Below are 15,128 nucleotides of genomic sequence, written 5' to 3' on the forward strand. Positions count from 1 at the left end.
CGTTGGAAGAACCGCGCATCAAAGCGCGGCATCTTCGAGGATCATGTCGGAGGCTTTCTCGCCGATCATCACGACCGGGGCGTTGGTGTTGCCCGAGACGAGGTTGGGCATGATACCGCAATCGGCGACCCGCACGTTGGCCAGCCCGTGTACACGAAGGCGCTCGTCGACCACCGAGTTGTCGTCGCTGCCCATCCGCGTGGTGCAGCTCGGATGGAAGATTGTGGCCCCCGCGTCGCGCATCCACTCGACGATCTGCTCGTCGCTCTCGACCTCCGGACCGGGTTGATGGTTGGCTTCCTTGTAGTCGGCCAGGGCCGGGCTGTCGGCTAGGCGGCGGGCAAACTTCACGCCGGCGAGCGAGCAGCGCCAGTCGAGATCGGTAGTCAGGTAGCGCGGGTGGATGATCGGCTTGCCATCATACGCCGGCGAGGAGATATGCACCGAGCCGCGCGAGGTCGGCCGCAGCTGGCAGACTGAGAAGGTAAACCCTGGGAACTTGTCGGGCTTGCCGGCGGCCAGGCTCGCGGTGAGTGCCGAGAAATGGAACTGGATGTCGGGCCCGGCGGATTCCTCCAGTACCTGGGTGAACATACCGGCATGGTTGATGCCCACGGCCATTGGTCCGGTGCGGCGCAGGATGTATTGCGCCCCAATACCCATCCGCCCCCAGAACGAGTTGAGCTTGTCGTTCGAAGTGATCGGCTTCTTGCAGCGGAACTGGAGCCGGAACTGCAGGTGGTCCTGCATGTTCTCGCCCACCGCCTTGAGCTCATGCACCATCTCGATGCCCATCGAACGCAGCAGCTCCGACTGGCCCACGCCGGAGCGTTCGAGCAACATCGGACTGTGCAGCGCGCCCGCCGAGAGCACCACCTCGCGGCCGACATGGGCCACCTTGGTCTCGCCGTTCTGGACATACTCGATGCTGGTGGCCTTTTTGCCGTCGAAGACGATCCGCTTGGCCATGGCACCGGTCTCGACGCGCAAGTTGGCCCGATCGCGGGCCGGCTTGAGATAGCCCACCGCCGTCGAGCAGCGGAAGCCGTTATGGGTGAAGAGCTGGTAATAACCCACGCCTGCCTGGTCGGGGCCGTTGAAATCGTCGGTGGTCTTCACGCCCAGCTCGTTGCCGGCACGGATGATGGCCTCCATCAGCTCGTGGCGCTCGTGGATATCGGAGCACTTCAGCGGGCCATCGCCGCCGTGGAATTCGCTTTCACCACGTTCGTTGCCTTCCAGCTTGCGGAAATAGGGCAGCACATCGTCCCAGCCCCAACCGCGATTACCTTCTTGGGCCCACAGATCGTAGTCGAGCGGCTGACCGCGGACGTAGATCAGCCCGTTGATCGAGCTCGATCCGCCCAGCACTTTGCCGCGTGGCCAGTAGATCCGGCGGTTGTGCATTTCGGGGTCGGGTTCGGTATAGAAGCACCAGTTGTACTTCTCGTTGAACATCGTCTTGGCGTATCCCACGGGGATATGGATCCAGTGGTAGCGGTCCTTCGGGCCAGCCTCTAGCAGCAGCACGCTGTGCTTTCCATTTTCGGAAAGCCGGTTCGCCAGGACACAGCCGGCCGTGCCTGCACCGACTATAACGTAATCATAAGTTTCCATATTTTCTTTCAACTCAGCTTTTCTGTTTCGAGGATTTCGAGCTTGCGCACACCTGCGGGAACAAAGATCTTCTGGTAGGAGACCGGCGTGTCGAGATGCGTATATGAGAGCACGTCGATCACCATTCCGGCGGCCGGAGTATCTGTCATCTGCATCAGCTTCGCCCGTTCTTGATTGAAGGTTTCCGAACGGACGTATTCTTTTAACATGAGGGTCGGCGCATTAAAGCTGCGCGCCATCACGTGGCGGATCACCACACGCTCGAGATCCTGATGCGGCATCTCGAGGATCGGCGCGAAACGGTCCGCTTCAATATAGAATTCGCTTAGGCAGTAGAACTCATTGTTTACTCGGATGCGGCGACGTACGAGGATATACTCGCCCGCCCCGCCGAGAAACCGGGCGATTGGGCCGTTGTCGCGGATAAGTGTCCGGTCGACCAGCTCGGCATATACAGGGAGGATCTCGCCAGTTTCCTCATCGAAGAACCGGAAGTGCAGAAGTTGGCGTGACTGACCTTTCCCGGCCGACACAAAGGTGCCCGAGCCATGCCGCCGCACGATGATATCCTCGGAGGCCAATGCGTTCAGCGCGTTTTGTACTGTACCGAGGCTGATCTTAAGTTCCTTGGCAAGTAGCACTTCAGCCGGCAGCTTGTCACCTGGCAGCCAGAGCCCCTCGATGAGCGCATCGCGGAAAGCATTTCCAAGCCGTTTGTAGAGCGGCTCGGATTTGTACGCCGGGTTTGAAAGCTTTTCGCGAAGAGCGTCTAACTGACACGAGAGATTGCTCGGAGCGGCGACCCTTTCTTCCGGGGTTTTGCCCCCGCCGACATGGATGATGTCGGCGGGAAGAGTGATTTTCTTGGTGTTTGTCATAGGGCCCTCCTGGTCAGCGTGCCACGATACCATAGGCAAAAGTGCTCAGGCTCGGGAAGATGATCAGGACAACCGCAAGGACCAGCATTAGGCCGATTAGCGGCAGGACCGCCCAGCTGATCTTCTCAATGGTGGTTCGTGACACCGCCGAGGCGACGAACAGGTTTACTCCCAGCGGCGGAGAGAGCATGCCCACCTGCGACAGCACCACGAAGAGGATGCCGAACTGCACCGGGCTGACACCGAGTTGCACCAGCGGCGGTAGTAGGATCGGCGTGAGCAGCACGATAGAGCTTAGCGTCTCCATGAAGGTGCCGATGATGATGAGCAGAAGGCTCACCAGCAGCAGGATCAACAGCGGGTCATTCGAGATAGAGATGAAGGCTTGGGCGATCTGGTCAGGCACACCGTAGAGGGTAAGCAAACGACCGAAGGCAGTCGCCGGACCCATGATGATGAGCACTGCGCCGGTCAGCTTGCCCGTCGTGATCATCGCATTGATGTACTCTTTCAGCCCCAGATTGCGGCTAATGATGCCCGCGGCACTGGCGTAGATGACGGCTAGCATCGCGGCTTCGGTGGGCGTGGCCAACCCTCCGTAGATGACACCGAGCACCAGCACGGGCATGATCATCGCGGCCTTGCCTTCCCACAGCGCGGTCAGGAAGGCCTTCATGCGGAACGGTTCGCCGGATTTCCCAAGCCCGGTCATACGGCCGTAGACCCAGCAATAGGCAGAGAACATTGCCACCAGCAGGAATCCGGGGATCAGGCCAGCCAGGAACAGGCCGGTAACCGACACATTGGCCGACACGGCGTAAACAATCATAGGGTTCGAGGGCGGGATTAGAATGCCGAGCGTGCCGCCGCTCGCGACCACGGCCGCGGACCATGCGACGGGATAACCCGCGCGCACCATCGCCGGAATCATGATGCTGCCGATAGCCGCTGTCGTCGCCGGGCCCGAGCCGGATAGCGCCGCGAAAAACGCGCAGGACAGGAAGGTGCAGACCGCGAGGCCGCCGTTGATGTTGCCTGCCAGCACGAACATCACACGGATGATCTGGTCTGTCAGTTTCGAGCGCACCATCAACTCGCCTGCCAGGATAAAGCCTGGAATGGCGATCAGGGCAAAGAGCCCGGTGCCGGTATAGAGCGTCTGGGCTATGTAGATGTATGGCGTCGGCGAAAAGGTCAGCGCGGCCGCCGTGGCGATGCCGAGCGCGTAGCCGATCGGTACGCCGAGCAGCAGCATGACGCCAAGGGTACCGAAGATGATGACGGCAATGTTGGGATCGGCCATCATTCACCTCCCCCTTCGACAAATCCGAAGGCGTCTTCGTCGCGGTTCCGGCCCAACGCATAGCGTTGCAAGATGCGGAAGGCGGTCAAGGCGAAGGCTAGCGGAATGATCGCGTAGATGTATTGCATGGGAATGTTCAGGGACATGCTGGGCTCGCTGGAGCGCATGGTGGTCTGCACGAGTTTCACGCCCTGCCAAGAGGCAAAGATGCAGAAGCCGAGCCAAAGTAGGTCGCCCACGAGAAACCGCAGGTGACGGAGCCGCGCGGGCAACATGTCTAGGTGCGCGGAGACGCGGAAATGTCCATTCTCACGTGCCGCTAGTACCGAGCCGAAATAGAGTAGAAACACGAACGCGAACACGCTCAGCTCCTCGGCCATATGTGTCATCTTTCCAAGAGGCGTGCTGGAAAGGAAATAACGCACGATCGCCGTGAAGCTCAGGCCGACGACCATGATCGTGCAACACAGCACGATCATGGCCTCTTCCAGCCTGCGATCGATAAGACGTATCAAACGCATGGCTTAATTTACTCCTCCAACCCGGCTTTCTGGACGCGCTCGATCCACTCGGCGCCGATCCGGTCACGGTTCGACTCGTAGATCTCCTTCGTCGCTTCGATGAACGGCTCGACGTCCTCGACAACGTTCACCTCGACACCGAGTTCGGCCAGTTTGGACAAACCGCTTACGTGCGACTTGGCCGAGATCCAGCGCTGGTATTCACCCGCTTCGCGGCCAGCTTTCAGGACCGCCTGCTGGTTTTCCTCGGAAAGCGCCTGGAACCAAGCGTCATTCACCAAGATCACGGCGAGCCCGTGGAACACCGGCACGTAGGAATAGTATTCGAGGAAGTCGGTGAACTTCATATCGATCATGCCCTGCGGAGGGCCTTCGAGCCCATCGGCCACACCTTGCTGGAGGGCGCTGTAAAGCTCGCCCCAGTCAATCGCGGTCGGGTTCGCGCCGAGCGCAGAGTAGGTGTCGATCATCGTCGAGTTCTTCGGCAGGCGAAGCTTGATGCCCGACAAGTCTTCGACCTTAGCGATCGGGCGGACATTGTTCATGATGCCGCGATCGCCCCACTCGAGAACCGAGACGATGCGCATGCCGCTGGCCTCGCGATACCCCTCGAACAGATCTTTACCGATATCGCCGTAGATGACCTTGTTCACGTGTTCTCGGTCGCGAAAGATGAACGGAAGCAGCGTCACGTCGAGCGGCGGATACCACTGCGTCGCGTTGTTGATAGCCACGAGCGATGCCTCGAGCAGGCCGAGTTGCGTGTCTTTCGCGGTAGCCTGCTCAAGGCCAAGCTGCGCGTTGGGGAAGATTTTGAAGTTCACTTCGCCGCGCGTGTAGACGTCGACCAGCTCAGCGAACCGTTGAGCTCCGATGTCATATGGAGACCCTTCGGTGAGCGCATGTGCGATGCGCGCCTGCGCCGCAGCCTCTTTCACATAGGGAACTTTCACCTCTTGCGCCACACCGAACTGTGTCGATGCAAACAGGGCGAACGCACTCACGAGCCCCATAAACGTTTTGTTTTTAAGTCCAATAGTCACGCTATTCCTCCCTTGGTTTTAACCATTTACCTCTTCACCTCTCGCCGGCATTGCGTGGTTTCCTCCCGAGAGCTTTCGCGAAGGGGCAGCGACTTGCCACCTCTCAGCAAGTCGTATATAGCTCTATAGTAGATGATTGGCCGCTGTCAATGTGCCTTTCCTCATATCGAGGCGGTTGCGTGAGCATAGTGGGGCGAAAGAGGTGGGACTAAGCGAAAACGAAAAGGCGATTCTTGCCGGTGAAGAAGGGGGGGGCGGTTCTATGGGCCCCGGATCGCATGATTTGAACCGGACTGATATTCGAGGTGAAAGATCTAATCGACATGAGCCAAGCGCACATCGTGGGTGGCCCGGAGAATGAGGTCGTGACCAGCCAGAATCGACGATTGCCGGGCTGTTCTCGCCGTCGCGCAGGATGCACGCCCCTCAAACACATCAGGCCGGTTTGCGGCCAGAAAGAAGACAATGACAAACTTTGAAGGCACCAAGGCCTCCGCATGGCGGAGACGCCCGGACTGGTTTGACCGCATCAATAGGCAGACATTGCGGCAGGATCTCTTCGCCGGGCTCACCGGCGCCACTATTGTCCTGCCGCAAGCCGTGGCCTTCTCGGTTATCGCTGGGCTGCCCCCTGAATACGGGTTCTACACTGCCATGATTCCGCCGATATTCGCGGCGTTCTTCGGCTCGTCGTGGCATGCCGTCACTGGACCCACGACAGCCATCTCCGCGATGGTCTTCGCGTCGCTTTCGGGGATCTACGCGGTCGGCGACCCGGAATTCATCCGCACAGCGATCATATTATCGCTGATGGTCGGCTTGATCCAGATCGGATTTGCCGCTTTCCGGCTTGGCGCGGTCATCAACTTCGTGTCCCACTCGGTCATGACGGGCTTCATCACCGGGGCCTCGCTGTTGATCTTGCTGAGCCAGATCCGCTACGTCTTCGGGATAGACCTGCCCCGCCCCGAGCACTTGGCCGCGTTCGGCGCCGGACTGGTGGCCGAGATCGGCCATACCAACCCGGTGAGCCTCTCGATCGGCCTACTGACGCTCTGCGTGGCTCTTGCGGTCCGGCATTTCAGGCCGGGCTGGCCTAACTACCTTATCGCGTTGGCGGCAGGCACCGGGCTCTACTTCGCCTTCGGGCCGCTGGCCGCCGACGTGGCCACCGTGGGCCATATCGACGAGGTGCTCCCCACTTTCAGCCTGCCGGGCTTGCGCATGGACGACGTCTCGACGCTGGGCTCTGCCGCCTTCGCCATCGCGCTGGTGGGTCTACTCGAAGCGGTCTCGATCTCGCGAGCGCTGGCCATGCGCTCGGGCCAGATGATCGACCCAAATCGCGAATTCATGGGCCAGGGCATCGCCAACCTCGTGGGCAGCTTCTTTCGCTGCTACCCGAGCTCGGGCTCCTTCACCCGTAGCGGCGTGAATTACGAGGCCGGCGCAAAGACCCCGATGGCCAGCATCTTCGCCGCGCTGGCGCTGGCGGTGATCCTGCTCTTCGTCTCCGACCTCTTCGCCTACGTGCCGATCCCGGCCATGGGTGGCACCATCATCGTGGTGGCGCTGAAGCTCATCAACCTGCGGGAAATCATGCATTTCTTCCGAGTATCGAAAGCCGAAAGTGGGATCTTCATCATCACGTTCGTTTCGTCGCTCGCCATAAGCCTCGAGTTCGCCATTTACTGCGGTGTCATCATCTCGGTGGTGCTGTTCCTCGACCGGGCCGCGCATCCGCGCCTCAGCGTTGGCGTGCCCTTCCCGTTTCGTGGGCGGCGCTCCTTCCGCCCGGTGAAGGACGTGGGCGGTCCGGTCTGCCCGCAGCTCATCGTGGTCGGGCTCGACGGCCCGCTTTTCTTCGGCTCGGTCGACGTGATCCGCCGCGAGTTCCGCAGAATCGAGGTCGAGTATAGGGAGCAAACCCACATGATCTTCAACATGCGCGGCGTCGGCCAGATCGACCTGCCTGCCGCCGAACTGCTCATCGAGGAGGCCAAGCGGCGCATCGCCCGCGGCGGTCGCCTCTACGTGCAGACGAAGATCCCGCGCACTATCCGGCAGCTGGAAAAATTCGGCGTGACGAGACATATCGGAGGCGGCATGGTGCACCTATACAAGGGCGACGCGATTTCCTTCGCCATCGGCGAATTGCGTCATGATATCTGCCAGATCTGCGACGTGCGACTCTGGCACGACTGTCCGACACGCCCTCAACTCCATCCAGACACGGAGCAGGCTTCGTCCGCCGACCATACAGTGAGGCAGGACTGATGACCGTCTACCCCGACAAGCTCTGATGATTGGGACGTTTCAGCCATATCCTCCTGATCCTGTCCGGATCAACCTGACACAAGTGGCGTCAGGAGGGGCTACCCAACCCATTATCAGAGCCGTACAGCTACGCAGCTTAAGCGATCAGGTCAGGTGGAAAGGGGTGGCGGTGGTAGAGGTTGGGCGTGGGCATGCCGCCAAATCCTATAACTCACCCCCGCAAGCGCTAACTTTACCGCTCCCTTCAAACTCCCTGCATCGCCATACCCCGCTGCGAGCTTGGCCGCAAATGTCCGGCGACGTAGAGGTTTACCTTCTCCTGTTTGCCAGCGCCATTCCAAAGCTTCGACTTCCGATTGAGCGGTTCAACTTGGCCTTTCCTTTACTGGCATATAGAGCTATATAGCTCTATTAGTGCCGGATGTCGCTGAGACTACGTTCGGTCTGAGTGATGAACATCGCATGTGATCGGCCAACTTTCACCAACGAAGCCTTTGACGCAGGAGAGAACATTGAGACTTACGGATGAAGAGCAAGCGATGCTTGCTGGGGAATTCGGGCCGGTGAAGCGATGGGCGATCGACCACATTGTACAGGTCGGACGCATGTTCGATGCCACCGACCTGGTCCCTGTCAGCCAGGCCCATATCATGGGCGACCCCGAAGCCGTGGGCGAAGCCGGGGCCGATCTGCTCGAAACGCTGCGCCGTGATCAGGCCCGCGTCACCATCCCGACCATCACCGATCCGCGCGGCGTCGATCTGTCCTGGTATGCGCCTCTGGGCCAGACCGAAGAAATGGCCACGCTGGAGCGTCGCATCGTCGAGGCCATGACCGGCATCGGCATTATGATGACCAATACCTGCATCAACTACCAGACCGTCATGCCGCCGGTGCTAGGCGATCACGTCGCCTTTGGTGATACCGGCGTCGTGATCTATTCCAACTCTATCTGCGGCGCGCGCTCGAACTTCGAGGGCGGTCCCTCGGCACTGGCCGCCGGTCTCACCGGCCGCACGCCGCGCTATGGCCTACATTTGGAAGAAAAGCGGCAGGCTACGCGGCGTTTCCGCGTCACCGAGCAGCCGAAGAACCTGACCGATTGGGGCCTGCTGGGGGCTGCCGTCGGTAAGTTGGCCGGGTCCTATTGGGCCGTGCCGGTGATCGAGGGGCTGGAAGCCGTGCCGACCTCGGACGAGGCCAAGCATATGGGCGCGGCCATGGCCAGCTATGGCTCGACCCCGCTGTTCCACATGGTCGGTATCACCCCCGAGGCGCCGACGCTGGCCGCGGTTGGCGGCGACAAGCTGCCCGTCGAGATGGTGGGCGAGGATCTGCTGGGGGCATTGCGCTCGCGCTTTGGTGGCCGGGGCGACAAGGTCGATGTCGTGGTCTTTGCCGCGCCGCAACTGTCGCTGGCCGAAATGCAGATGGTCGCCGAGCTGTCGCGCGGCCGCGAGTTCCAGGTGCCGATCTTCGCCTGCGCCGCACCGCAGGTCTATCCCGACGCGCAGCGCATGGGCTTTGTCGATGCCTTCGAACAGGCGGGCGGCAAGGTGCTGGTCGGCACCTGCTTTTATAACGGCTTCGCGCGCGAGGTTGGCGAGGCCAATGGCTGGACTCGCATCCTCAGCAATTCCGCGAAGATCGTGAACATCTTGGGCGGCTATGGCTATCAGCCCGCGCTGGCCGACATGGCGGCCTGCATCGACGCCGCTGAAACCGGAGTGATCCAATGACGACGATCCTGAAATGCCATGTCGGCATCGGCCAGACGGTCGAAGGCGAAGCGCTGGTGGCCAAGGACGATTTCTCGGCTCGCTATGACCTTGACCGTATCAAGGGCGTCTTCAGTCGCCCCGACCACGCGCTGGCGGGTCAAAGCTATCACGACAAGATCCTAGTGCTGAACACCGCCAAGGGCGGCGTCGCCTCGGCCTGGATGCTGCACGAGATGAAGGCCCGCGGCATCGTCCCGAAAGCGATTCTGTTCAACTCGGCCAACACTATCCTGGCGCAGGGCGCGGCCTTGGCCGGCCTGACCATGTGCGACCGCTTCGAGGATGGCGACGTCACGGACCTGATCCGAACCGGAGACCAGATCCAAGTCGATCCAGAAACCGGAAACGTCACTATCAAAAATCGATGAACGCCCCGCAATATAGACGCATAGAGGAGCGCGGTTTTACACGCTTAGTCCATCAAGCCTGTAACGGTCCAATCGAGCCGCGATCCGAATTCAGCCATGTCCCCTACTGATCGGCGCGGCGACAGCCGCACAAATACACGGCCGTCCTGGCCTGGAAGGAGTATTCAATGACGGAATATGTTGAGCGCGGTGGCTTGCAAGTCGCATCCGAACTTGCCGCACTGGTCGAAGGTCGAATCATCAAGGATGTGTCGGCTGATATTTTCTGGGCTGGCTACGCCGCGATGCTGCGCGATTTGATGCCGGAAAATGCACGACTTTTGGCCAGGCGCGACGATCTGCAGCTCCAGATCGACCATTGGCATCGCAGCAACCCAGGCAATTTCGACCAGCAAGCCTATACGGCCTTCTTGACCGAGATCGGCTATTTGCTGCCAGAGGTTGCGCCGATCGCCATCGACGTGACCAAGGTCGACGGCGAGATTTCAATGGTTGCAGGTCCGCAACTTGTCGTGCCGGTCATGAACGCGCGCTTTGCCTTGAACGCGGCCAATGCGCGCTGGGGTTCGCTGTATGACGCGCTTTACGGCACCAATGCTATTCCGGGCGCGGCGAATGGACCGGGATATGACGCAGAACGCGGCGCACAGGTCATTGCATGGGTACGCGCGCACTTGGACAAGGTAGCGCCGCTGGCTTCTGGGAAATGGGCCGATGTGACAGGCTTTGCCGTCGAAAGCGGCAACCTGACCGTCGCGATCGAGTCCGAGTGCGTCGCTTTGGCCGATCCTACCCAGTTCGCGGGCTATCGCATGTCGGGTGATGTGCTACTGCGAGTAAACGGGCTGCTGATCGAAATAGTGATCAACGCGACCAGTACGATCGGTGCGACGGACAAGGCGCATATTTCGGACGTGCGTCTGGAAAGCGCCCTTACAGCGATTCAGGATTGCGAGGATTCGGTCGCTGCGGTCGATGCTGCCGACAAATGCGTGGTCTATGCAAACTGGCTGGGTCTGATGGCAGGTGACATGGCCGAGACCTTTACCAAGGGCGGTCGTGAAGTCACCCGCCGCCTGTCTGACGATCTGACTTTCCTTGATCCCGCGGGCCAAGAGGTCCGCCATCCCGGTCGTGCCCTGTTGCTGGTGCGTAATGTAGGCCATCTGATGACCACGGATGCTGTGATGCTGGACGGGCAGGAAACGCCTGAAGGTATCATGGACGCGATCATGACGGTCGCGGCCTCGGTCCATGACCTGTCGCGGACCGAAGGGGCCCGCAACTCGCGCGAGGGTTCGGTCTATATCGTCAAACCCAAGATGCATGGCCCCGAAGAGGTCGCCTTCGCACACCGCATCTATTCGCGTGTCGAAGACATCCTTGGGTTGGCCCGCAATACCGTCAAGCTAGGCATTATGGATGAAGAGCGGCGCACCAGCGCCAATCTGATGGCCTGCATTGCCGAAGTGCGGGAACGCTGCGTCTTTATCAACACTGGCTTCCTTGACCGCACCGGGGATGAAATCCACACCTCAATGCAGGCGGGGCCAATGGTGCCGCGCGCCGAGATGCAGGCCTCCGACTGGTTGGAAGCCTATGAAAAAGGCAATGTCGACAGCGGTCTTGCGGCTGGCTTCCCCGGCAAGGCCCAAATCGGGAAGGGTATGTGGGCCAAGCCCGACGCAATGGCGGATATGCTGGAGGTCAAGATCGGCCACCTCACAGCGGGCGCGAATACGGCGTGGGTGCCGTCACCGACCGCAGCGACGCTGCATGCCACGCATTACCACCAGGTGAAGGTGCCTGCGGTTCAGTCCGAATTGCGCCAGCGCGAAAAGGCATCGCGTGACCAGCTGCTGACACCCCCGGTCATGCATGGACGCAAGCTCTCATCCGAAGAGGTCCGGCGCGAGTTGGACAATGCCTGCCAGTCCATCCTTGGCTATGTCGTGCGCTGGGTCGATCAGGGCATAGGCTGCTCCAAAGTTCCCGATATCAATGATGTCGCGCTGATGGAAGATCGGGCCACGCTGCGCATCTCGGCGCAGTATCTCGCGAACTGGATTCTGCACGGCGTCTGTTCGGTCGAGGATGTCGAAGGCTCGTTCCGTCGCATGGCACCCAAGGTCGATGCCCAGAATGCGGGTGACGCCGCCTATCGACCGATGGCGCCGGGCTTTGACGGCGTGGCATTTAACGCCGCCCGCGACCTGGTGCTGAAAGGTGTCTCGCAGCCCTCGGGCTATACCGAGCCGCTGCTGCACTCTGCACGCCGCCGCGCCAAACAGGACGCCTGATACGTCAATCCGGGTCCGGCGCGAACTCCGCCGGACCAGTCCCGAACAAGGAGTACACCCATGTTGACCATCAAGAGACTGGACATTAACGACGCGCGCGCGCTGATCGCGGGCGCCCGAGTGCGTGCTGACGAAATCGGCGTGCCTATGTGCATCGCCATCACCGACGAAGGCGGCAACCTGATCGCATTCGAGCGGATGGACGGTGGCAAGGTCACCTCCTCGACCATTGCGATCGACAAAAGCTTCACGGCCTCGGCGGCGAAAAAGGCCACGCATGAATATGGTGCCTCCAGCCAGCCAGGCGCCCCGGCATATGGCATCTCTGCGGCCATTGGTGGGCGGTTAATGGTGGTCGGAGGCGGTCTGCCTGTGATCGTGGATGGTGAGGTCGTCGGCGGAATCGGCGTGTCGTCGGGAACTCCCGGGCAGGATCAGGACGTCGCACAAGCGGGCATCGACGCCTTCCTAAAGCAAGTCAGCTGATCCGCGCACCCCGCGGGCACAAAGGAGGAACGCCATGCAGATGCCAGAGCCAAACACGACCATTCTGGCCCGCCGTGCCGAGATCGTCGCAGCTTTGCTGGACGTGCTGCCAGGTGATGCGGTGATCGAACGCAAAAGCGAATTGAAGGCCTATGAATGCGACGCGCTGACGGCCTATCGCTGTGCCCCGCTTGCGGTGGTTCTGCCCCGAACCACCGAAGAGGTGGCCGCGGCGCTGAAGGTCTGCTACCGTTATGGCGTTCCCGTCATTCCGCGCGGCGCGGGAACCTCGCTGGCGGGCGGCTCGCTGCCCACCGCAGATTCGGTCGTTATTGGCATCGCCCGCATGGCGGATGTGTTGGAAGTCGACTTCATGGACCGCTTGATCCGCGTCCAGACCGGCCGCACCAACCTGTCCGTCACCGCCGAAATCACCGATGACGGCTGGTTTTATGCCCCCGATCCGTCGTCGCAGCTTGCCTGTGCCATTTCGGGCAATATCGCCATGAACTCGGGCGGGGCGCATTGCCTGAAATACGGCGTGACGGTAAACAACCTGTTGGGCGTGCGGATCGTTCTGATGGACGGCACTATCGCCGATATTGGCGGTGGCTATATGGATGCGGGCGATCTGGACCTGCTCTCGGTGGTCTGCGGTGCCGAAGGCCAGCTTGGCATCGTGACCGAGGCCACGTTGCGCATTCTGCCGAAGCCCGAGGGCGCGCGCCCGGTGCTGATTGCTTTCGACAGCGCCGATGTGGCCGGGGCCTGCGTTTCGGACATTATCCGTGCCGGTGTCCTACCCGTTGCGATCGAATACATGGACCGACCATGCATCCTTGCCTGCGAGGCTTTCGCCAAGGCGGGCTATCCCGATTGCGAGGCGCTGCTGATCATCGAGGTCGAAGGCTCCGAGGCCGAGATCGCGCATCAGCTTGGTCTGATCCGCGCCATCGCTGAAACACATGGCCCGCGCGAAATTCGCGAAAGCCGCTCGGCCGAGGAAAGCGCCAAGATCTGGCTGGGCCGCAAATCGGCCTTTGGCGCCATGGGTCAGATCAACGACTACATGTGTCTGGATGGCACAATCCCGGTGACCGAACTGCCATATGTTCTGAAGCGGATCGGCGAGCTGTCGCAGCAATACGGCCTTGGCGTGGCGAATGTTTTTCATGCAGGCGACGGCAATATGCACCCGCTGATCCTGTTCGATGCCAACAAGCCCGGCGATCTGGAAAAATGCGAGGAATTCGGTGCCGACATCCTGCGCCTGTGCGTTGAAGTCGGCGGCTGCCTGACCGGCGAACACGGAGTCGGTGTTGAAAAACGCGACCTGATGCTGGTGCAGTTCAATCGGGAAGACCTTGAGGCGCAGATGCTGGTCAAGGACGCATTTGATCCGAAATGGCTGCTGAACCCCGCCAAGGTCTTTCCCCTGCCGGTATCCGAAGAAAGGCGCGGCCAATGACCACCGCAACCATTCATGCTCCCACGACCGAGGCAGAACTGTCCGAAATCATAATCGCGGCCAGCGGTCGCATCTCGGTCCGCGGCGGCGCCACCCGGCATGTCCCGCGTTCGGGAACACCGCTGACGACCCGCAATCTGACAGGCGTGCAGCTTTACGAGCCCGGCGCATTGACGCTGGTGGCCCGCGCGGGAACCCCAATCGACGAAATAGACGCACTGCTGGCCAAACACAACCAGCGCCTGCCGTTCGAGCCGATGGACCACCGCCCTCTTTTGGGCACGACTGGCCAGCCGACGATCGGCGGCGTCATCGGCCTGAACCATTGCGGCCCGCGTCGGTTGCAGACCGGGGCGGCGCGCGACCTGCTCTTGGGTGTCCGGATGGTCGATGGCATCGGGCATATCATCAAGAATGGTGGGCGCGTGATGAAGAACGTCACCGGCTACGACCTTGCCCGCTTGAACTGCGGCGCCCGCGCCACTTTGGGCATCGTGACCGAGATCAGTTTGAAAGTGCTGCCGATGCCAGAAGCCGTAGCCACGCTTGCATTGGACGTGACAGATCCGGAACGCGCCGTGCGCGGCATGGCAGTGGCGCTCAGTTCGCCCTACGAGATCACCGGCTCTGCCTGGGACGGTGATCGTGTACTGTTGCGGATCGAGGGCTTCGAGGATTCCGTTTCCTACCGCGCCGAGCGGTTGATGAAGCTGCTGCCCGGGGCCGCCAAGATTGCCGAAGATCCTTGGCAAGAAATCCGTGATTGCAGCCGGTTCCAAGGAATGGATACTGATGTGTGGCGCGTATCGCTCCGCCCAAGTCAGGGTGGGCTTGCCGCAAAGAACCTGCGTGATCAAGGCATTGCCGTCCAGCTGGACTGGGGCGGCGCGCTGCTGTGGGCCTCGGCCCCGGCGGGCACGGATCTGCGCGCGCTGATGGGCAATGGCTATGGCCATGCCACGTTGCTGCGCGGCAAGGCCGGTTCTGGCATCCCCGAACTTGAACCCCAAGCGGCGGCTGTCGCGGGCCTCACAGCACGGCTTCGCGACAGTTTCGACCCGCGCGGCCTGTTCCGTAGGAGCTAAA

General features: G+C 61.0%; 12 protein-coding genes. 7 read left to right on the forward strand and 5 right to left on the reverse strand.

What is annotated here, in order from left to right; all coding sequences use genetic code 11:
• Window positions 1-18 precede the first annotated feature (18 nt).
• Genes NT26_RS21505 through NT26_RS21525 form a run of 5 tightly spaced genes read right to left on the reverse strand, consistent with a single transcriptional unit; the run spans window position 19 to window position 5,362 of the window.
• Entirely contained in the window at window positions 19-1,617 is a 1,599-nt protein-coding gene (locus tag NT26_RS21505; RefSeq protein WP_052642766.1) for a GMC family oxidoreductase, read from the reverse strand.
• 8 nt (window positions 1,618-1,625) lie between these two features.
• A complete protein-coding gene (locus tag NT26_RS21510; RefSeq protein ID WP_052642768.1) occupies window positions 1,626-2,495 on the reverse strand; it encodes a GntR family transcriptional regulator in 870 nt (289 codons plus the stop codon).
• Between the two features lie 13 nt (window positions 2,496-2,508).
• The gene (locus NT26_RS21515; RefSeq protein WP_082077846.1) at window positions 2,509-3,801 is read right to left on the reverse strand and encodes a TRAP transporter large permease; all 1,293 of its coding nucleotides are present in this window, start codon (window positions 3,799-3,801) and stop codon (window positions 2,509-2,511) included.
• The gene (locus NT26_RS21520) at window positions 3,798-4,277 is read right to left on the reverse strand and encodes a TRAP transporter small permease (protein ID WP_162197816.1); all 480 of its coding nucleotides are present in this window, start codon (window positions 4,275-4,277) and stop codon (window positions 3,798-3,800) included. Before NT26_RS21520 ends, NT26_RS21515 begins: the two co-directional genes overlap by 4 nt.
• 50 nt (window positions 4,278-4,327) lie before the next feature.
• Window positions 4,328-5,362, reverse strand: coding sequence for a TRAP transporter substrate-binding protein (locus NT26_RS21525; protein ID WP_152338686.1), 1,035 nt, complete (start codon window positions 5,360-5,362; stop codon window positions 4,328-4,330).
• A 465-nt stretch (window positions 5,363-5,827) separates the two neighbouring features.
• Here NT26_RS21525 and NT26_RS21530 point away from each other — a divergent pair, with 465 nt between their 5' ends.
• The 7 genes from NT26_RS21530 (at window position 5,828) to NT26_RS21560 (ending at window position 15,127) form a co-directional block, all read left to right on the forward strand.
• Window positions 5,828-7,639: a SulP family inorganic anion transporter gene (locus tag NT26_RS21530; RefSeq protein WP_052642776.1), complete on the forward strand. Its 1,812-nt coding sequence runs from the start codon at window positions 5,828-5,830 to the stop codon at window positions 7,637-7,639.
• A gap of 512 nt (window positions 7,640-8,151) precedes the next feature.
• The gene (locus NT26_RS21535) at window positions 8,152-9,378 is read left to right on the forward strand and encodes an aconitase X (protein ID WP_052642778.1); all 1,227 of its coding nucleotides are present in this window, start codon (window positions 8,152-8,154) and stop codon (window positions 9,376-9,378) included.
• Window positions 9,375-9,788 (forward strand): aconitase X swivel domain-containing protein, encoded by a 414-nt coding sequence (locus NT26_RS21540; RefSeq protein ID WP_052642780.1) that lies wholly within the window; start codon window positions 9,375-9,377, stop codon window positions 9,786-9,788. Before NT26_RS21535 ends, NT26_RS21540 begins: the two co-directional genes overlap by 4 nt.
• A 167-nt stretch (window positions 9,789-9,955) precedes the next feature.
• Window positions 9,956-12,088, forward strand: coding sequence for a malate synthase G (locus NT26_RS21545; RefSeq protein WP_052642782.1), 2,133 nt, complete (start codon window positions 9,956-9,958; stop codon window positions 12,086-12,088).
• Between the two features lie 60 nt (window positions 12,089-12,148).
• Window positions 12,149-12,574, forward strand: coding sequence for a GlcG/HbpS family heme-binding protein (locus NT26_RS21550; RefSeq protein ID WP_052642784.1), 426 nt, complete (start codon window positions 12,149-12,151; stop codon window positions 12,572-12,574).
• 34 nt (window positions 12,575-12,608) lie between these two features.
• Window positions 12,609-14,042 carry an FAD-linked oxidase C-terminal domain-containing protein gene (locus NT26_RS21555; protein WP_052642786.1) on the forward strand — a complete coding sequence of 478 codons (1,434 nt, stop codon included), beginning with the start codon at window positions 12,609-12,611 and terminating at the stop codon, window positions 14,040-14,042.
• Entirely contained in the window at window positions 14,039-15,127 is a 1,089-nt protein-coding gene (locus NT26_RS21560; protein WP_052642788.1) for an FAD-binding protein, read from the forward strand. Before NT26_RS21555 ends, NT26_RS21560 begins: the two co-directional genes overlap by 4 nt.
• The last annotated feature ends 1 nt before the right edge of the window (window position 15,128 follow it).

It is taken from the genome of Pseudorhizobium banfieldiae (genome assembly GCF_000967425.1).
In the GTDB taxonomy this organism is placed as follows: Bacteria; Pseudomonadota; Alphaproteobacteria; order Rhizobiales; family Rhizobiaceae; genus Neorhizobium; species Neorhizobium banfieldiae.